This is a genomic window from Pseudomonas sp. GW821-FHT07F05, assembly GCF_059418765.1.
The window spans coordinates 462,226-481,569 of record NZ_JBWKQL010000002.1; the positions used below are offsets into that span (position 1 = coordinate 462,226).

Genomic DNA, 19,344 nt, shown 5'->3' on the forward strand with positions numbered 1-19,344 from the left:
AATGAATCCGCGCCTGCAGCATGCACTCTGACGAGAGGATTTAAGCCATGCCCCTGTACGAATACGACTGCCCTGACTGTGGGGATTTCACCTCGCTGCGGCCCATGGCCGAGAGCGCGCTGCCGTGCGAGTGCCCGGCATGCGGCGCATCGAGCCTGCGGGTGATTCTGTCCGCGCCGGGGCTGAGCACGATGGCCGGCAACACCCGCACCGCCATCGCCCGGAACGAGCAAAGCGCCCACGCGCCAAAAACCATGGACCAGTACAAAGAGAGCCGGGGGCACCCCAGCGGCTGCAGTTGCTGCGGCCCGACGAAAAGACTCCAACCCACCAAAGCCAATCCCCACGCCCTGAAAGGCAAGCCGGCGGGCCGACCGTGGATGATCAGCCATTGATTGACTCATGGGGCCAATTCGCCCCTTCACGTCAGGTAAAGGGGGCAGTAAAGGGGCGAGCGGCCGCGCATCAGTGCTGCGACACCAGATGACAGCGCACCGATTCCCCAGCGCCTTTTGCCGGTAGTAATGCTTGCGGCCTTTCGCAGCCTTGGGTGGCTTTCGGACAACGATCCCGAAAAAAACACCCCGTCGGCAGCGTCCGATTGCCCGGCAGCTCGGTCGGCGCCGACACCTGGGCGTCGTCCACCGCCACCCCGAGACGCGGCACCGCCTCCAGCAGCAATTGCGTGTAAGGGTGACGCGGCCGCTCCAGCACTTCCGCCGCCGTACCCAACTCCACAATCTGCCCCAGGTACATCACCGCCACCCGGTCAGCCATGTGCCGCACCACCGAGACGTTGTGAGAGATCAGGATGTAGGTCAGGTCGCGACTGCGCTGCAGCTCGGCCAGCAAATTGAGGATCTGCGCCTGCACTGAGATGTCCAGTGCCGAGGTCGGCTCGTCCAGTACGATGATGTCCGGGTTGGACGACAAGGCCCGGGCAATCGCAATCCGCTGACGCTGCCCACCGGAAAACTGATGAGGAAAGCGATCAAGGTATTCCGTGCGAATGCCCACCTGGGCCGCCACCTTCTCCGCAATGCCACGCATTTCGTGGCGCGGCGCCGAACGCTGGACGAACAACGGCTCGGTGATCACTTTCCACACCGGCAGCCTGGGGTCGAGGGACGACTGCGGGTCCTGAAACACAATCTGCACGTTGCTGCTGCGTTCCTTGTCGCTGTTGTAGATCCAGTCGAGTCGTCCCAACGTCGGCTTGATCAAGCCCATCAGCAACTGCGCCAGGGTGCTTTTGCCGCAGCCGGATTCGCCGACCACGCCGAGGGTTTCGCCGGCACGGACCTGCAGATCGATGCCGTTGAGGGCATGGGCCAAAGCCTTGGGACGACCGAGCCAGTCCTTGCCCATCGGGTAATGCACGCGCACATCTTGCAGACCGAGGATGGTCGGGCTCTCGCCAGGCGATGTCTGCAGGGCTGAATGGATCATGGCCGCGACTCCTGTGGGGTGGCGTGTAAGGGCGCGCTCAACCAGCAGGCGCTTTTGCGGTCGGCGGCGGCGTCGATGGTCTGCATCGGCGGGCGTTGCAGGCATTGGGCTGTGGCATGGGCGCAGCGATCCAGGAAAGTGCACCCTTCCGGCAACGCCGACAGATTGGGCACCTGGCCGGGAATGGTCGTCAGATCCTGGCCCGGTTCGACTTGCTCCGGCAATCCGCTGAGCAGGCCCTGGGTGTACGGATGCCGGGGGTCCGCCATCACTTGCGCGGTGACGCCCTGCTCCACCACTGCGCCGGTGTACATCACGTACACCCGGTCGCAGAACTGCGACACCAGCGCCATGTCATGGGTGATCAGCAGAATCGCCGTGCCCCGCGCCCGGGCCTTCTCCCGCAGCAGCAACAGCACTTGCCGCTGCACCGTGACGTCCAGCGCGGTGGTCGGCTCGTCGGCGATCAGCAATTGCGGATCGCAGGAGAACGCCAGCGCAATCATCACCCGCTGACGCATGCCGCCGGAAAGCTCGAAGGGGTAGCTGTTCATCACCTGCTCGGGGTCGGCGATGTGCATGTCCCGCAGCAACGCGATGGCCTTGGTCTTGGCGTCGGCTTTGCTCAGCCGTTGGTGATGAATGATCACGTCAAGCATCTGCCGACCGATGCGCCGGGTCGGATTGAGCGCGGTCATGGGTTCCTGAAAGATCATCGCAGCGTCGCGGCCACGCACACTCAGCAGGTCTTTCTCTTTGGCGGTGAGCATGTCGCGGCCGAGAATGCTCAGGCTGCCACTTTTCACCTCGTAGGCGCGCTCCGGCAGCAGGCGCAGGCTGAGCATCGCGGTGACCGACTTGCCGGAGCCTGACTCGCCAATCACGCCCACGATCTCCCCGGGATTGACGTGCAGCGACACGCCATTGAGGGCCTTGACGGTGCTTTTGTAGGCCGGAAATTCAATGCACAGGTCGTCGATGACCAGCACCGGGGCCGGGGCGGCAAGGGATTGTTGTGCGGAAGCTTGCATGGTCATTTCCCCTGCTGCCGTGGGTCGAGCAAGTCACGCACGCCGTCGCCCAAAAGGTTGAAACCGGTGGCGGTGATCAGAATCGCCACGCCGGGAAAGGTCGAGTACCACCATTGATCGAGGATGTAGTTGCGCCCGGTGGCGACCATCGCGCCCCACTCCGCCGTCGGCTGTTGCGCGCCCAGGCCAATGAAGCCCAGGGCCGAGGCCATGAGGATGGCGCTGCCGATGTCCAGGCTCAGTTGCACCAGCAACGGCGGCATGGCGTTGCGCGCCACGTGCCAGATGACCATGTGCCAGCGCCCGGCGCCGAAGGTTTCGGCCGCCTTGACGTAACCCATCTGGCGGATGCTCAGGGCCTGCCCCCGGGCCAACCGCACGTAGAAGGGAATCCGCACCAGCGTGATCGCCAGCATGGCGTTGAACAGGCTCGGGCCCAGTGCCGCGGCCAGGGCCATGATCAGCACCAGCGACGGCACCGACAGCATGATGTCCATCAGGCGCATGATCAGCCCGTCGAAACGCCCACCGATGATCCCGGACATGCAGCCCAGCAAGCCGCCGGCAAAACACGAAGCGAAGGCCACGAACAGACCGACGCCGACGGATTGCCGGCTGCCGTACAGCACGCGGCTGAACAGATCCCGGCCCACTTCGTCGGTGCCGAACCAATGGGCGGCGGACGGCGCGGCCAGGCGCTGGGTCAGGTTCAGCGCGTTGGGATCATGGGACGCGAGCCAGGGCGCAAAGGCCATCACCAACAGCACTATTACAGTAATCAGCAACCCGGCCATGGTCAGGGGACTGCGGCGAATCTGATGGGCCAGGTAGGCCCATTTGTCCTGCCAGCGCGAGGCGGCCGGCAGTGGCGCCACGGCGGGCGCGGTGATCGGAGTCGTCATGTCAGTTGACCTCGCCAATGCGCGGATCGATCAGGCGGTACAGCAGATCGATCGCCATGTTCAGCAGCACGTAAATGAAAGAGACCATGATCGCGAAGCCCATCACCGCCGGGAAATCCAGCGACTGGATCGACTTGACCACGTAGGCACCCATGCCGGGCCAGGCGAACACGGTTTCCGTGAGCACTGCGCCGTAGAGCAGATCACCCAGGGTCAGGCCCAGTACGGTCACCGAGGGGATCAACGCGTTGGGCAAGGCATGGCGCAGAATCACCGCCCATTTCGACAGCCCGTAGGCCCGCGCGGTACGGATGTAATCTTCGCCGAGCTGGTCGAGCATGGCCGAACGGATCTGCCGCGCGACGACGCCGAGGTTGACGAAGCCCAGGGTGATGGCCGGCAGAATCAGGTGCTGCACCGCGTTGAAAAACAGCCCGGTGTCGCCGGCCAGCAGCGTGTCGATCAGGTAGAACCCGGTAACGGTTCGGGGCGGGTCCAGCCCTTCGTCAAGACGACCGCTGCCGGGCAGCCAGTTCAAGTGGCCGTAAAACAGCACGATCAGGCCCAGCCCGAGCCAGAACGCCGGGGTCGAAATCCCGGTCACCGCCAGGGTTCGCGCGAGCTGGTCGATGAAGCGGTTGTGGTACACCGCCGAGAGTACGCCCAGCGGCACGCCCACCAGAATCGACAGGGTCAGCGCCGCCAGCGCCAGTTCCAGCGTGGCCGGGAAGAACGCCTGCAAATCTTCGAGCACCGGGCGATGGGTGCGAATCGACGTGCCCAGGTCGCCGTGCAGCAGGTCGAGCATGTAGCGGCCGTATTGTTGATACAGCGGCAGGTCCAGCCCCAACTGATGGCGGATGTTTTCGACGATGGCGTCGGTGGCGCGGTCCCCGGCGATCAGTCGCGCGGGGTCGCCCGGAATCAGGTGCGAGATGGAAAAGGTAATCAGAGAAACGCCGAACACCACCAGCAGCAGGCCGCCCAGGCGTTTGCGCAGCATATTCAGGAAGGCCATGGGGCACCTCGGTCACGCAGTCGATCAATAACGCGAAACAGCTCGCGGACACAGCGCTGCTTCACAGGACCCCGCCTCCCTTGCAGGGCCCTGTGAGTCACAGCGATTTACGGGATGCAGCGCTTACTTGGTGATCGTGCCGACGTTGAACACCTGTTCCAGCATCGGGTTGAACACGTAGCCCTTGACCTTCTCGCTCATCGGCAAGGTGTAGGCCTTCTGATAGAGGTAGGCGTAGACGCTGTCGTTGAGCACGATCTTCTGCGCCTGCTGATACAGCTCGGTGCGCTTGGCCATGTCGTTGGTGGTCGCCGATTCACGGATCAGCTTGTCCACCGCCGGGTTGTCGTAGAACGAACGGTTGCCGGCCAGGCCTTTCAGCTTCGAGTCGAAGAAGAAGTTCATGAACATGTAGGGGTCGGCGAAGTCCGGGCTCCACGAGCCGATGGCGATGTCGAAATCACCGGTGCCCAGGCGCTCACGCATGCTGGCGTTGGCGAGTTTTTCCAGCTTGAGATTTACGCCCAGCGGTTGCAGGTCGGCTTGCAGGGTCAAGCCGATGGGCTCCCAGTTCGGGTCCTTGTCGGAGTACATGAACGTCAGGTTGCTGACCTTCGGCGACACTTTCCCAAGATCGGCTTTGGCCTTTTCCATATCCTGCTTGAACGCCGGCAGCTTCTCGTCGTAGGCCCACATGCCCTGGGGGATCGGCCCGTTCAGCGGCTTGGCTTTGCCTTTCAGGATGCCGTTGATGATGCCGTCGTAATCCAGGGATTCGACAATCGCGCGCCGCGCATCAGGGTTGTTCATCGGCGCTTTCTGGGTGTTGAGGTACAGCAGCGTCACCCGCAGCGACGGGTAATCGCCGACGACGATGCCGGACTTTTTCGCCAGCGCTTCGAGCTGGTCTTCGGGCATGTCTTCGATGATGTCCAGGTCACCGTGTTCCAGCTGCAGACGACGCACGGAAGCCTCGCCGATGATCTTCACCACGACTTTTTTCAGGGTCGGCTTGGGACCGGCGTAGTAGCTGTTCTGCTCCATGGTCAGGGTCTGGCCTTTCTGCCAGTTGACCAGCTTGAACGCCCCCGAACCTGCGGTGTGGTTGGACAGGTAGGCGTCCGCGCCTTCGGTTTTCTTCGCAACGTCCGGGTTGATGATCGCCGCGCCGTTGTGGGCCAGCGTGGAGAGGAACGGCGCGTACGGCGCTTTCAGGGTGAAGCGCACGGTCAGCGGATCGACCACCGACACGGCCATGTCCTCGGGGAAGGCGCCGGACGGGCCTTGCTTGAGCTTCATCACCCGGTCAAAGGAGAACTTCACCGCCTCGGCGTTGACCTCGGCACCGTCATCGAATTTGTTGCCGGGCTTGAGCTTGAATTCCCAAGTCAGGTTGTCCGCCGAGGTGGTCCAACTGCTGGCCAGCTCCCCTGCCACTTCGGTGCTGCCCTTGCCGTTTTCGACCTTGTAGGTCACCAGCCGCTGGTACGCCGGGTAGGTCACGGTCCAGTCGTTGTTGTCGATGGTCACGGCCGGGTCGAGGGTTTGCGGGTCGGACGGTTTGCCGATCATCAGGGTGTCCTGGGGCACGGCTGCGCTGGCCGATTGCCAGGCGCCGAGGCCCATGGCGGTGCAGAGGACTGCCATCGCCAGCGTGCGTGGGGTAAGGATTGATTTCATGCCGGTTCCTTGATCGTTCGGGGTCTGAAAGTTCGTCAGGTTTGTTATTGAAGCTATACCGGGCAGTTCAAGCTCACAGGCCTCAGGCCTCAGGCCTGCGAAATGGCGCGCCCTGCTCTTGCGAGGTCGGGTGACGCCAGATTCAGCCGGGATTCATGGTTGTCCCGGTCGTGTGCGGTGTTGCGTGATGCGTGATGCGTGATGCGTTTTTAGTGAGCGGGCTGGATCGAGCCGTCGTCGATCAGCGGATAGTCATCGGCGTCGGGCAGTTCGTAGTGCCACCACTCGCTGTCGATGTAGGTGAAGCCTGCCGCCAGCATGATCCCCAGCAACAGCAGGCGGTTGCGCTGTATGTCGGCGGGCAGGTCGGCAAAGAACTGATGGGACTGCTCGCGCATGTCGTCGAAGCCGGTGCCCATGTCCAGGGCGTTGCCGCTGGCGTCGATCAGGGTCAGGTCCACGGCCACGCCCCGGGTGTGGTGGGAACCCAGGCTGGGGTCGCGCACGTATTCGGGGTTGGGCAGCGCCTGCCACAGCAGGTATTGCGCGTACCCCGGGCGATAGGCGTCGAAGATACGCAGGCGCAACCCGGCCTGGCGCGCCAAGGTGCTGGCCTTGCGCAGACAGCGCTCGGCGTCGCGGTGCAGCAGGCAGCGCGGGTCCTGGTAAATCTGCTTGCCGGCGAGGTTGTCGACGCCGGCGTAGATCAGGTCGACCTCGACCTGCAGCGCGTGGGCATCGACTTCGACGAGGGGGCTATTCACGTAACGAAACTCCAGATCAGCGTGTTCATTCATCATGTATTGGGGGCGATGCTTCCCCCCGTAGGACCGGCTTTAGCCGGGAAGCCTTATCTATTCAAACTGGCCAAACAGTTGTTGCAGCTCACGGTTCTTCGCCAGCCTCTGGTCGAGGTGGTCGCCGTATTTATCGGCCACCGCCGACACCATCAAATTGAACAGGCAGGTCAGCGGCGCCAGGGAATCCCAGAACTGCCCCACATCGGAATTGAGCTGCAGCAGATCGCTCGGGTAATCCCTGGCCCATGGGCAGTGAAAGTCGGTGATAAACGCCAGGCCTACGTTCTGTTGATGGGCGACTTCGCAGAAGGTCCGCGTCACGGCGGAATAGGTTCGGAAGTCGGCGATCACGGCGTAGGGATTTTTGAACTGGGAATTCAGTGATTCGGCGTAGGTGCCGGACAAACCATCGACGTAGTACACCTTAGGCCGGATGTACTCCAGGTGACTGAAAAACGCGTTGAGGATGCCGCGGGTGGTCTGGATGCCGACGATGAACACCGCGTCGGCGCTGTGCAGCCGCTCAACGATGCGGGCGAAGGTTTCGCCACGGGCCAGGGCGTAGACCCGCTGGATCGCTTCCAGCTCACGGTTCATCGAGCGTTTCAGCGCATCGCCCTGGGTGTTTTCTTCACGAAAGGCGCCGAGCCGATCAGTGATCACCCAAGGGCTGGCGCTGTCGCCGCGCAGGCTCTGTTTGACGTCGTCGATATTGCGATAGCCCAGCGAACGCAGGAAGCGCCCGACTGAAATGCCGGTGGTGCCGGTCTGCTGGGCGATGCTGTCAGCGGTCTCGAACGGCAGCTTTTGCGGATTGGCCAACAGGTAGCCGGCGATGCGCTTACCCGTCGGCGTCAGATCGCTGAACCGCTGTTCCAGTGCATCGAGGAAGGGACGCTTTTCCATGGGAATTCCGCAGAGAGAGCCGGGTTGTGTGGACCAGGATAATGTTATCCGGCGGTCATTTTGCAACAGGATGTTAGCAACATAACATCGCGTTTCACGGCCTTACAACGACTTTTTCAAGAGATTTCAGGAGGGGGATTTTGGTGATTCAGGGTGGTGCGGACGAGAGAGGAAATGCCCTTTTTGTGGGCGATATTCACTGGTACAGGATGACCTAACGGGAGCGGACCGGTGTGCGGAAAGACCACTTCAGGCGAGACATCTGCGGACTTGAGCCCGAACTTGACCACCGGCTACGACGGAACCCGCGAAGGGCGAATAATTCGCCGATCCACGGGGACCGTCGTAAGCAACAGCGAGTTTTTTACCGCCCTCCTTCGGAAGACTTTTCATCCTTGAATATCTGGGAATATCTGGCTATCAAGCAGATGGCGGCGATTCCCCTGTTGGCTCAGTGTGAACACTGAAGGCCTTGCAACGGAATCGCTGCACTCATGACCCGAGAATCCGGGCAAATGATTCTCTTGCTGTGTTCAACTTGAAAGCGGCAGCCAGCAGATCCGTTCCGTTTTGAACCGCGTACAGCCTCAACACCGTCAGTTCCGGATACTCGACTGAGCCATTTGATCCAAAACCAGTATCGATCGAACCATTGGGAGTTACCCTGTACAGACGAGGCTGAGTGTTCCCATTGTCAGATTTAGCAACGAGATAACGCCCTTCACCGTCAACCTGCATGGTCTTAAAGGCAGCCGTAGAATCTATTACAAGCGGGTTCCCATTATTGAATGTGCCGTCGGCAGCGCCATTGTCGGCCAGTCTCATCAGCGCAATCTTGTCGTCGCCTTGTTCAGTAAAGGTAAGGACCACCGTACTTTTGCCGTCAGCTGAGACATCAAGCTGCAGCAATCTATGCCGACCGCCCTGGCCAGTAATGATGACTCTTCCGCCGGAACCAAAGGTCGAATCAAGTGTGCCATTGGGCGTGAACCTGACCACCACACCCTGAACTGTACCGTCCGAAGTGGTCTCCCCAATCGCAATGAGTCTTCCCTGGTCATCTACACCATAGTCAGTCCAGTTGTTACCTATGGTTTTCGAATCCAGCTTGAGAAAGCCGCTGCCGTGAAACCCCGTATCCGGTAATCCGTCCGATGTTATTTTGACAAGATAGTTCGCCGAATAATATTCAGGACGGTCGGCATTGCTTGGGATGCTCGACAGGAAAAAGATACCGCCTGCCCCTTTTCTTTCACTCCGTCGAAAGGTAGCAAAGCGAAGATTTAACTCATTTGAGGGGTCGCTAAATTCAAATGGCTGGCGGTTTTCAAAGATGGCTGTGCCATTACCGGTACTGCCGAAGTTTTGGTCCAGTTCCCCTGTTGAAGTGAGCCGCAGTGCCGCAGAGGACGTGTAATAACCGGGATCGTTGGAGATGGCTATGGCGTCCCCCACACAGGTAATCGACCCATCCGAATCAAAGATCATGCCGTCAATGACGATGTATGCGGATTCGGCAATTCCAACCAGCAACGACGGTAACTCCAGCCTCCCGCCATTGAAGGAGGTATCCAGAGAACCGTCGGCGTTGTAGCGAGAGATCCAGCTTTTCCTCTCTACAGTTTGTTCCCCTTGGTCGCTATTCTTTCTAGGTAGATCCCCTTCGCCGACCACGTAGAATCGTTGACCGGCATCCGGATTTGGGTCGATGAATACTGCCAAAGGGACTGGACCGCTAAAAAAGAAGTATGGGTCCAGCTCTCCACCCGCCCGAGAGGCGGGAGGGTTTTCACTGCCTGCATCCCCGAAAAACCTGAAGAGCAAAACTTCGGATGGAAGCGTTTTCGGATCCTGAGCAATCGCGAGTATATCCGTACCTTTTTGAATCCCCAGCCTGCGGAACCCATTAAGATTGTCATAAGTTCTGGAGCCGTTAATACCAAACTCGCTGTCCAGAGTCCCATCAGGCATTATCCGCGTCATGCGTGCATACTGCTTCGATACGGCATCCTGTCCAGCCACGATGATTCGTTCTTGTTTATCCAACTCCATGTACACCAACGCATCTGAAATGCCGCCCATCTCGCTCAGCAAAAGCGCTCTACCACCATTGAAACTTGCGTCCTCCTTCCCGTTCTTGTCCAGCTTCATGACACCAAATTCCACGCTTCCCTGCGATTGCAGGTCCTTGACTGAAAGCAGGATGATGACTTCGCCGCCATCCAGGACCGTGACTTTTTTAGCATAAACGTTGGCCCCTTCGATCTTGATGATCTGCTCACCGCTATTGCCGAAGCCGGAATCGAGTTTACCGGCCGAGGTATATCGAGCCAGGACCCCCTCCATAGCATTGGGGCCCTGCGCCCTGCCAGCAAGCGTGATGCTTCCATTACCATCAATCCCATAGTCCACCCATTGCAGCCCGCGTTCTGGACTGGCCGCAGGTAACGTCAAGACGCCGTTTGTCCCAAACGTGGTCACGGGGGCGCCGTTCTCGTCAATTTTTACCAGATGGTAGGATTCAACCTGGGTGTTGTAGTTGAAAAGACTGCAACAGAAAAGTATGTCTCCACTTACCTGTACAGTGCGCCGGATGGTGACAAATCCATGGGTAGCAGCTTGAGTGTGCGGCGGACGCGAGTTATCAACGTGAGATAAATCAACACCGCGGCTGGCCGCTTCTTTAGACAAGTCGACCTCGTAAATCATCCGCCCCTCATTCCCGAAACCCTTATCGATTGCGGCTGAGGTGCCTAAGGTGGTAATACGGATTGCCGCAGGTTGGAGATATCGATCGGATCCGGTATTAACTTCCGTAACGCCAACGCAGGTGATTTTGCCGTTGTTATTAAAAATCAGCCCCTGAACATCCATGACGGCTCTTAAACTGTCATCGACGAATGGAAGAGCCAAGTTCCCAAAAGCAGGATCAACAGCACCCGTCGGCAGCCGGCCAGCTATCACACTTGGGTTACTGGCACTCGTACCGTAGGTAATGACATAAATCCTTTGATCAGTATCTGTCGTCGGATCAGTGATAAACGGATCACGAACATATCTGACATAACCACTGCCGCCGAATTGGAGATCCTGATCCCCAGCAACATGCGCGGCGTTGGCAAGAGAGGTGCTTCCGTTGCGATTATCGTTACCCATGACTTTTCATCCTTTGAATGTGTTTGCGGTTTCCAGAGCCTAGCGCCTGGCCTGATCACATTCAAACAGGATGAAATCCACCTGATTTATTGCAAATTAGAAAATCCCTTTGAATACATCAGCTTGGAGATTGATAGTGCGGTTCGCAATTGAACTTACTTCCAAACAATCTAAATGCTTATAAATAACCGAAACAAGGATTACCGTACTATTCCCTTTTATCCTGCAACGTACCACTGCTCGCAACGAGTACGCCGGCTGACCTACAGGCGCTGTGCATTGCACACAGCGCCCACTCGACCCGCAGACGCTTAACGCAAATTAGTCTTCGCCAACTCCAGCACCATATCCGCTTTACCGTTCATCACGGCCTTGAGCATGAACAGGCTGAAGCCTTTCGCCTGGGCGAGTTTGATCTTCGGCGGCATGCCCAATTCCTGTTTCGCGGTCACCACATCCACCACCACAGGCCCTGGATGTTCGAAGGCTTTCTTCAGCGCATTGGGCAGGTCCGCCGAGTCTTCCACGCGAATGCCCAAGATCCCCGCGCCGATGGCGATGTTGGCAAAATTGGTGCTGTTGAAGTCAGTGTCATGGGGCACATAACCGCCTGCCTGCATTTCCATCGCCACAAACCCCAGCGAGCTGTTGTTGAACACCACCAGCTTGATCGGCAGGTTCAGTTGGCGGATCGACAGCAAGTCCCCCATCAGCATCGACAAGCCGCCGTCACCGCAGAGCGCCACCACTTGCCGCTGCGGGAACGCCGCTTTCGCGCCCAGCGCCTGAGGCATCGCGTTGGCCATGGAGCCGTGGTTGAACGAGCCGAGCAGCGAGCGCTTGCCGTTCATGGTCAGGTAACGCGCCGCCCACAGGGTCGGCGTGCCGACATCGACGGTGAAGATCGCGTCCGGGTCGGCGTAGGCGTCAACCAGTCGCGTCAGGTATTGCGGGTGAATCGGCTCGCCATGGCCTGACGGCGTGGCCAGTTCATCCAGCTCGTCGCGGGATTTGGCGTAATGATCCAGCGCCTTGTCGAGGAACTTGCGGTCGGTGTGGGCCTTGAGGCGAGGCAGCACGGCGTCGAGGGTTTCAGCGACGCCGCCTGCCAGACCGAGGGCCACCGGCACGCGACGGCCGAGGGCCGTCGGATCGATGTCGATCTGGATGACGGTGGCTTTTTCCGGGTAGAAATTGCGGTATGGGAAGCTGCTGCCGAGGATCACCAGCGTGTCGCAGGCCATCATCGCGTGGTAGCCGGAGCTGAAACCGATCAGCCCGGTCATGCCGACGTCGAAGGGGTTGGCGTATTCGATGTACTGCTTGCCGCGCAGAGCGTGAACCACCGGCGCAGACAATTTCTCCGCCAGCGCAACCACCTGATCGTGGGCCTCGGCACAGCCAGCGCCGGCCAGAATCGTCACTGCTTTCGACTTATCCAGCAGGTCCACCAGGCGTTGTAAATCGGCTTCGGCCGGGATGACCCGCGCAGGCGCGTGATCGACCCACTGGGGCTTGATGTCGGGCGCTGCGCTCAGGGCGACATCGCCGGAAATCACGATCACCGCGACGCCGCGCTGGCTGATGGCCGCGCGCATCGCCCGCTCCAGCACCCGAGGGAACTGCTCGGGGGTGCTGACGGTTTCGACGAAGTGGCTGCACTCTTTGAACAGGTCGGTGGGGTGAGTTTCCTGGAAGTAATTCAGGCCGATCTCGGAAGACGGGATCTGCGCCGCGATGGCCAAGACCGGCACACCGCTGCGATGGCAGTCATACAGGCCGTTGATCAAATGCAGGTTGCCCGGGCCGCAACTGCCCGCACACACCGCCAGCTTGCCGGTGGACGCCGCTTCCGCCCCGGCCGCGAACGCCGCGACTTCTTCGTGACGGGTGTGCATCCACTTGATCTTGCCCAGGCGCTGGAGGCTGTCGGTCAGACCGTTCAGGCTGTCGCCGCTGACGCCCCAGATCTTCGAGACGCCGGCTGCGGCGAGGGTTTGGGCGAGGTAATCGGCGATGGTTCTGCTGGACATGGGGCAAGTTCCTTGTCGAGTCGAATGAGCGCGCGAGGCCGGAACAGACATCACGCGTGGTCTCAAATCGACCCGTCACGCCGGGCACAGTTCAGTGCGTGTGGGCAAACGTGCCTACCCACCCACAGACGCCTGCCATCACACCGGCGGCTGGCCCGGCGCCTTGCTCGGCGCGGCGATCTGCACCTTGGGGTTGATTGGCGTGACATTCGGCGTCGCGTACTGCTGTTTCAGGTGACCGTCCTGATCCAACAGCCAGGCATCGAGGATCTCCCGCACCACGGGACCCGCCACCCGTCCGCCCGCCTCGCCGTTCTCGATCATCACCGCGACGACAATCTTCGGATTGGCCGCGGGGGCAAAGCCGACGAACAAGGCGTTGTCGCGGTGCCGTTCCAGCGTCTTGTCGCGGTTGTAGCGTTCGCCCTGCTTGATCGCCACCACCTGCGCGGTGCCGCTCTTGCCGGCGATGCGGTACTGCGCACCTTGCGCGGCCGCACGGGCGATGCCGCGCGGGTCGTGCATCACCGCTTGCATGCCGTTGTTGACCTGATCCCACTCGTGGGAATCGCGCAGCACGATGTTCGGCATCGGATGCTCGTCCACCGGCGCCACGCCGCCGATTTCCTTGGCCAGATGCGGACGGTGCCAGATGCCCTTGCTGGCGATCAGGGTCGTCGCCTGGGCCAGTTGCAGCGGCGTCACCTGCATGTAGCCCTGGCCGATGCCGAGGATCACGGTTTCCCCCGGGAACCAGGCCTGACGCCGGGTGATGCGCTTCCATTCTTTCGACGGCATCAGCCCCGCCGATTCTTCGAACATGTCCAGCGAGACCTTCTGGCCGATACCGAACATGGTCAGGTAATCGTGCAGGCGGTCGATGCCCAGCTTGTGGGCCAGGTCATAAAAATAGGTGTCGTTGGAGCGCATGATTGCCGCGTACAGGTCCACCCAGCCATCGCCGCTGTGGTTCCAGTTGCGGTACTTGTGATCGAAATCAGGCAGCTGGAAATAGCCCGGGTCGAACACCCGCGTAGACGGCGTGACGACCCCGCTGTCCAGGCCGGCAATCGCCACTTCCGGCTTGATGGTCGAACCCGGCGCATACAACCCGCGCAGCACACGGTTGAACAGCGGCCGGTCGACCGAATCACGCAGCGCCGAATATTCCTTGAAACTGATGCCGGTAACGAACAGGTTCGGATCGAAGCTCGGTTTGCTGACCATCGCCAGCACTTCGCCGGTGGCCGGATCGATCGCCACCACTGAGCCGCGACGATCGCCCAGGGCATGTTCAGCCGCCTCTTGCAGCTTGATGTCCAGGCTCAGCGTGATGTTTTTTCCAGCCACCGGATCGGTGTGTTTGAGCACGCGCAACACCCGCCCCTGCGCGTTGGTTTCCACTTCTTCGTAGCCGACATGGCCGTGCAGCTCGCTCTCGTAGAAGCGCTCGACACCGGTCTTGCCGATGGACTGTGTGCCGCGGTATTCCACCTGATCGAGCTGAGTCGCTTCCTTCTCGTTGATCCGCCCGACGTAGCCGATGGAGTGGGCGAAATGCTCCGCCAGCGGGTAGTGGCGAACGAACTGCGCCTCTACGTCCAGGCCCGGCAGGCGGAACTGATTGACCGCCAGCAGGGCGATCTGCTCTTCGGTCAGTTCATACAACAGCGTCACCGGCACGAAGCGGTGCGGCGAGTTTTTCATCGCCTTGTCGAAGATGATGCGGTCCTCGTCGGGCAGGTTGAGGATCTGCATCAGTTCGTCGATCACCGCATGCCAGTCGCCTGCGCGCTCGCGGGTCATGGTCAAGTTGAAGCTGGGCCGGTTGTCGGCGAGGATCACGCCGTTGCGATCGAAGATCAGCCCGCGCTCGGGCGGAATCGGCAGGACATGGACGCGGTTGTTTTCGGAGATGGTCGAGTGGTAGGCGAATTCGGTGACTTGCAGGAAGTACATGCGGCACACCAGCGCGACGCTGAGCATGGCCACGAACACGGCGCAGGCGATCAAGCGTTTGTTGACCAGCCGGGTTTCCTTCTCGTGGTCTTTTAAAGGTATTGGATCGGGCATTTCTGTAGCTACTCGGTGAACAGATGGACAGCACAGTCAGCACCCCGCGTGAATAGGCGGGACGCAAATGGCGTGCACGATACCAATAAGTGGTCCTGACGACGGCCTGGTGTTTATGAAGATTCTGTCAGGTTCGAGCCGCCGCCCGCGCTGACACTCAATCCATAAGGCCCGGTTGGGTGAAACGACACGCGCCGTCGCCGGCTCATTGTTACTCGAAAGGACCGTGACTGTTACGGGATCGGTAAGAGTCATTTACAGAATTCACTCGCCGCAACACGTCGTAACACATCTATCATGCCAGTTGGCGTGAAAAAACAGGGATCAGTTACGGCAACTCCCCGCTCAGCGTGCGCTATTCGGCCGCCGGGCTGCCAGAGACCCAATGTCACACCCCGCCAAGAGCCACTTGCCGTGCACATCGTATGCGCGGCAATACCCGTGATAAAGAACGCAGAGCACAGCCCCGGCACGGACCATTCCCCAATGGCCTGTGGGGGCGTGGTTTTGCAGGAGCCCTGAATGACAGAGAAATCCAAAGGCCTCACCCGCCGCCAGTTGCTGAAAGGTTCAGCCACGACGCTGGCCGTGGGCGCCGCCGCTACGGCCCAGGCCGCCACCGTCGTTGGCGTTCCGCAGTGGGTGCCCTTCGACCACAACGGTCCGATGCACTACGACACCCCCGGCTGGCAGTTCTTCACCGACGCCGAGGCCACTGCGGTGGAAGCCATTGTCGCCCGACTGATTCCCGCCGATGACCTCAGCGTCAGCGGCAAGGACGCCGGGTGCGCGGTGTTCATCGACCGTCAGCTGGCCGGCGAGTACGGCACCTTCAGCCGTCTGTACATGCAGGGCCCGTTCGTTCAGGGCACGCCGATGCAGGGTGACCAGTCGGAACTGGTGCCGCGCCAGCGCTATCGTCTCGGCCTCGCCGGCCTCGAAGGCTATTGCCAGAAGCAGTTTCAGAAAAGCTTTAGCGGCCTGACCGCAGAACAACAGGACAAAGTCCTGACCGGTCTGGACAAGGCGGAAATCACGCTGGACGGCATCGACGCCAAGCTGTTCTTTCAGCAGGTGCTCGGCAACACCATGGAAGGCTTCTTCGCCGACCCGGTCTACGGCGGCAACCGCGACATGGTGTCGTGGAAAATGATCGGCTTCCCCGGTGCCCGCTACGACTATCGCGAGTACATCGGTCTGCACAACCAGAAGCTGAATCTGGTGCCGCTCTCCATCATCGGCAGCTCCGCCTGGACCAAGAAGGGTTAATTCGACATGGCCAAAAAACTACCTTCCACGGACGTCGTGGTTGTCGGGCTCGGCTGGGCCGGATCCATCATCGCCAATGAACTGGCTGACGAAAACCTGAAGATCATCGGCTTCGAACGCGGCCCTTGGCGCGACACCGCCGCTGATTTCAACGTCGCGTCAGCGGCGGACGAACTGCGCTACAACCGCCGTCAGGACCTGATGCTGAGGACCCGGCAAAACACCACGACCATTCGTAACAGCGTGACCGAGACAGCGCTACCCATGCGCAGCTGGGGTTCGTTTCACCCGGGCAATGGGACCGGCGGCGCAGGCAATCACTGGGCCGGCATCACCTTCCGTTTCCAGCCCCATGAATTCCGGCTGCACAGCCACTTGACCGAGCGTTACGGCAAGGAGTTGTCGCCTGAACTGACCTTGCAGGATTGGGGCACTGACTGGGACGAAATGGAGCCGTTCTACGCCAAGTTCGATCGCCTGGCGGGCATCTCCGGCAAGGCCGGCAACATCAAGGGCGTGATCCAGGAGGGCGGCAACACCTTCGAAGGCGCTCGCTCGGAGGAATACCCGAACCCGCCGACAGCACAGACTTACGCGCCGACGCTGTTCGCCGAAGCCGCGAAGAACCTGGGCTACAAGCCGTTCCCGGTGCCCTCGGCCTTGGTTTCGCGTCCGTACGTGAACTCCCTTGGCGTAGCCATGGGTGCCTGCACCTTCTGCGGTTTCTGCACCAACTACGGCTGCGCCAACTACTCCAAAGCCAGCGCCATCACCACGGTGTTGCCGGTGCTGGTGCGCAAGCCGAACTTCACCGCGATGACCAACTGCGAAGTCCTGCGCGTGACCATGGACAGCAGCGGCAAGCGCGCCACCGGCATCGTCTACATGGATTCCAACGGCGAAGAGTGGGAACAACCCGCCGAACTGGTGGTGATCAGCGCCTTCATCTTCGAAAACGTGCGCCTGATGCTGCTCTCCGGCGTCGGCCAGCCGTACGACCCGGTGACCAATACCGGCACCACGGGCCGCAACTACGCCTACCAGACCGCCAACAGCGTGCGCATGTTCTTCGATGACAAGAACTTCAACCCGTTTATCGGCGGCGGCGCCATCGGCATGGGCATCGACGAATTCAACAACGACAACTTCGACCACTCGGGTCTGGGTTTCGTCGGCGGCGGCAGCACCCGCGTGACGCCGATCGGCGCCGCGCCCATCGACTCCCGCCCTCTCCCGCCCGGCACCCCGGCCTGGGGTTCGGAGTGGAAGAAAGCCACGGTGAAGAACTACGCCAGCACCATGTCCATCGGCTGCGAAGCAAGCAGCTACGCGACCCGCACCAACTACCTGTCGCTGGACCCGACCTATAAAGATCCGCTGGGTCGTCCGCTGCTGCGCATCACCTTCGACTTCCCGGAGAACGACCGCAAGATGGCCGCTTACGTCACCGGCAAGGTCGGCGAAATCGCCAAGAGCATGAACCCGCGGCAGATGGTGCCCAGCTCCCAGCAAGGGCATTGGAACAGCGCGCCGTATCAGTCGTCGCACATCGTCGGCGGTTTCATCATGGGCGCCGACCCGAAAAACAGCTCGGTGAACAAGCACCTGCAAGTGTGGGGCGTGCCGAACCTGTTCGTGGTCGGCTCGTCTGCGTTCCCGCAGAACCCGGGCTATAACCCGACCGGCACCGTCGCGGCGCTGGCCTTCAAAGCGGCGGATGCCATCCGCACCCGCTACCTCAAGCGTCCAGGGGAGATGATCAGCGTATGAAGACTCTTCTGACGGTCTGCGCAGGCGTTATCGGCCTGTCTGTTTCCCTGGCTCATGCCGCAACCGGCGCCGATTCCTACAACATCGTGGAAAAAGGCCGCTATCTGACCACTCTGGGCGACTGCACCGCGTGCCACACGATCCCGGGCAAGCCGCTGTTCTCCGGTGGCGTGATCCTCGACACGCCGTTTGGCAAGCTGGCCGGCGCCAACATCACCCCGGACCCGGCGACCGGCATCGGCCGCTGGAGCTTCGAGGATTTCCAGAACGCCATGTCCAAGGGCCACGGCCTGGACGGCAAGCGTTTGTACGGCGCTATGCCGTTCACCGCGTACACCAAGGTGCTGCGTGAGGACAATCTGGCGATCTTCGCGTACCTGAAAACGGTCGACCCGGTGGAAAACAAGGTTGAAACCAACCAGCTGCCCTTCCCCTTCAACGTGCGCACCAGCTTGATCGGCTGGAACCTGATCAACTTCAAGGAAGGCGAATTCAAGGCCGATCCGCAGAAGTCCGAGCAGTGGAATCGCGGCGCGTATCTGGTGGAAGGTCTTGGGCACTGCGGCACATGCCACACGCCGAAGAACCTGATTGGCGGTGACAAGAACGATCAGTTCCTCACCGGCGCCAATCTGCAGAGCTGGGTCGCACCGAACATCACCTCCACTGGCCACGATGGCATTGGGGCGTGGAGTGAGGCGGACATCGTCAAGTACCTGAAGACCGGTGCGAACCGCTTCGACATCGCGTCCGGGCCAATGGCCGAGGAAGTCGAGCATTCTTCGCAGCACTGGAAGGATGAGGATTTGCTGGCGGTGGCGGTGTACTTGAAGGACGGTGCCAAGCCGGTTGAGGCGGCCAAGCCAGTCGCTGCGGATGATGCGGCGATGGTGGCGGGCAAGGCGATTTATGCGGATCGCTGCTCGGCGTGTCATACGCCGACCGGTGAAGGCGCGGCCAATCTGTTCCCGAAACTGGCGTTGGCGCCGTTGGTGAATAGCAACGATCCGTCGTCGCTGATTCGTGTGGTGCTGGCGGGCAGTCGTGCGGGTGCAACGGATGCTGCGCCGACGGCTCCGGCGATGCCGGCGTTTGGCTGGAATCTGTCGGATGAGAATGTCGCGGATGTGCTGACGTATGTGCGTAATACGTGGGGCAATGCGGCGCCGGCGGTGTCCGGTTCGGATGTGAAGGATGTGCGTGAGGGGTTGAGGGCGAAGTAGGTTTTTCGTTTGCCTGACGTTGGAGATCAAGATC

At 60.7% G+C, this 19,344-nt stretch carries 14 protein-coding genes; 4 read left to right on the top strand and 10 right to left on the bottom strand.

All coding sequences use genetic code 11. From position 1 onward, the window contains the following. Positions 1-47 precede the first annotated feature (47 nt). Entirely contained in the window at positions 48-395 is a 348-nt protein-coding gene (locus tag AC07RO_RS06275) for an FmdB family zinc ribbon protein (RefSeq protein ID WP_192172210.1), read from the top strand. 70 nt (positions 396-465) lie between these two features. Here AC07RO_RS06275 and AC07RO_RS06280 read toward each other — a convergent pair whose 3' ends face one another. The 10 genes from AC07RO_RS06280 to mrdA form a co-directional block, all read right to left on the bottom strand. Continuing rightward, positions 466-1,449 carry an oligopeptide/dipeptide ABC transporter ATP-binding protein gene (locus AC07RO_RS06280; RefSeq protein ID WP_495085576.1) on the bottom strand — a complete coding sequence of 328 codons (984 nt, stop codon included), beginning with the start codon at positions 1,447-1,449 and terminating at the stop codon, positions 466-468. Next, positions 1,446-2,480, bottom strand: coding sequence for an ABC transporter ATP-binding protein (locus AC07RO_RS06285; protein ID WP_495085577.1), 1,035 nt, complete (start codon positions 2,478-2,480; stop codon positions 1,446-1,448). The genes AC07RO_RS06280 and AC07RO_RS06285 overlap by 4 nt, the downstream gene beginning before the upstream one ends. Positions 2,481-2,482: 2 nt before the next feature. Then, positions 2,483-3,382 carry a D,D-dipeptide ABC transporter permease gene (ddpC, locus tag AC07RO_RS06290; protein ID WP_485618663.1) on the bottom strand — a complete coding sequence of 300 codons (900 nt, stop codon included), beginning with the start codon at positions 3,380-3,382 and terminating at the stop codon, positions 2,483-2,485. A 1-nt stretch (position 3,383) separates the two neighbouring features. Further along, entirely contained in the window at positions 3,384-4,400 is a 1,017-nt protein-coding gene (locus AC07RO_RS06295) for an ABC transporter permease (protein ID WP_495085578.1), read from the bottom strand. 123 nt (positions 4,401-4,523) lie between these two features. Beyond that, positions 4,524-6,080, bottom strand: coding sequence for an ABC transporter substrate-binding protein (locus AC07RO_RS06300; RefSeq protein ID WP_495085579.1), 1,557 nt, complete (start codon positions 6,078-6,080; stop codon positions 4,524-4,526). A gap of 209 nt (positions 6,081-6,289) precedes the next feature. Then, entirely contained in the window at positions 6,290-6,844 is a 555-nt protein-coding gene (ddpX, locus tag AC07RO_RS06305; protein ID WP_342345360.1) for a D-alanyl-D-alanine dipeptidase, read from the bottom strand. Positions 6,845-6,934: 90 nt separating this feature from the next. Further along, positions 6,935-7,786, bottom strand: coding sequence for a MurR/RpiR family transcriptional regulator (locus AC07RO_RS06310; protein WP_495085580.1), 852 nt, complete (start codon positions 7,784-7,786; stop codon positions 6,935-6,937). Positions 7,787-8,278: 492 nt separating this feature from the next. Then, on the bottom strand, positions 8,279-10,942 hold the full coding sequence (locus AC07RO_RS06315; protein ID WP_495085581.1) for an NHL repeat-containing protein: 2,664 nt from the start codon (positions 10,940-10,942) through the stop codon (positions 8,279-8,281). A 311-nt stretch (positions 10,943-11,253) separates the two neighbouring features. Next, a complete protein-coding gene (gene poxB, locus AC07RO_RS06320; protein WP_346628244.1) occupies positions 11,254-12,975 on the bottom strand; it encodes a ubiquinone-dependent pyruvate dehydrogenase in 1,722 nt (573 codons plus the stop codon). Between the two features lie 138 nt (positions 12,976-13,113). Further along, complete coding sequence (gene mrdA, locus AC07RO_RS06325; RefSeq protein ID WP_495009779.1) at positions 13,114-15,048, bottom strand: penicillin-binding protein 2; 1,935 nt, start codon at positions 15,046-15,048, stop codon at positions 13,114-13,116. Between the two features lie 522 nt (positions 15,049-15,570). On the opposite strand from mrdA, the gene AC07RO_RS06330 reads away from it, so the two are divergent. The 3 genes from AC07RO_RS06330 to AC07RO_RS06340 are packed head-to-tail and all read left to right on the top strand — an operon-like array spanning position 15,571 to position 19,310. Further along, positions 15,571-16,317: a gluconate 2-dehydrogenase subunit 3 family protein gene (locus AC07RO_RS06330; RefSeq protein WP_282373519.1), complete on the top strand. Its 747-nt coding sequence runs from the start codon at positions 15,571-15,573 to the stop codon at positions 16,315-16,317. A 6-nt stretch (positions 16,318-16,323) separates the two neighbouring features. Further along, positions 16,324-18,087, top strand: a complete 1,764-nt coding sequence (locus AC07RO_RS06335; RefSeq protein ID WP_192172221.1) for a GMC family oxidoreductase — start codon at positions 16,324-16,326, stop codon at positions 18,085-18,087. After that, positions 18,084-19,310, top strand: a complete 1,227-nt coding sequence (locus AC07RO_RS06340) for a c-type cytochrome (protein ID WP_192172222.1) — start codon at positions 18,084-18,086, stop codon at positions 19,308-19,310. The genes AC07RO_RS06335 and AC07RO_RS06340 overlap by 4 nt, the downstream gene beginning before the upstream one ends. Positions 19,311-19,344: the final 34 nt, after the last annotated feature.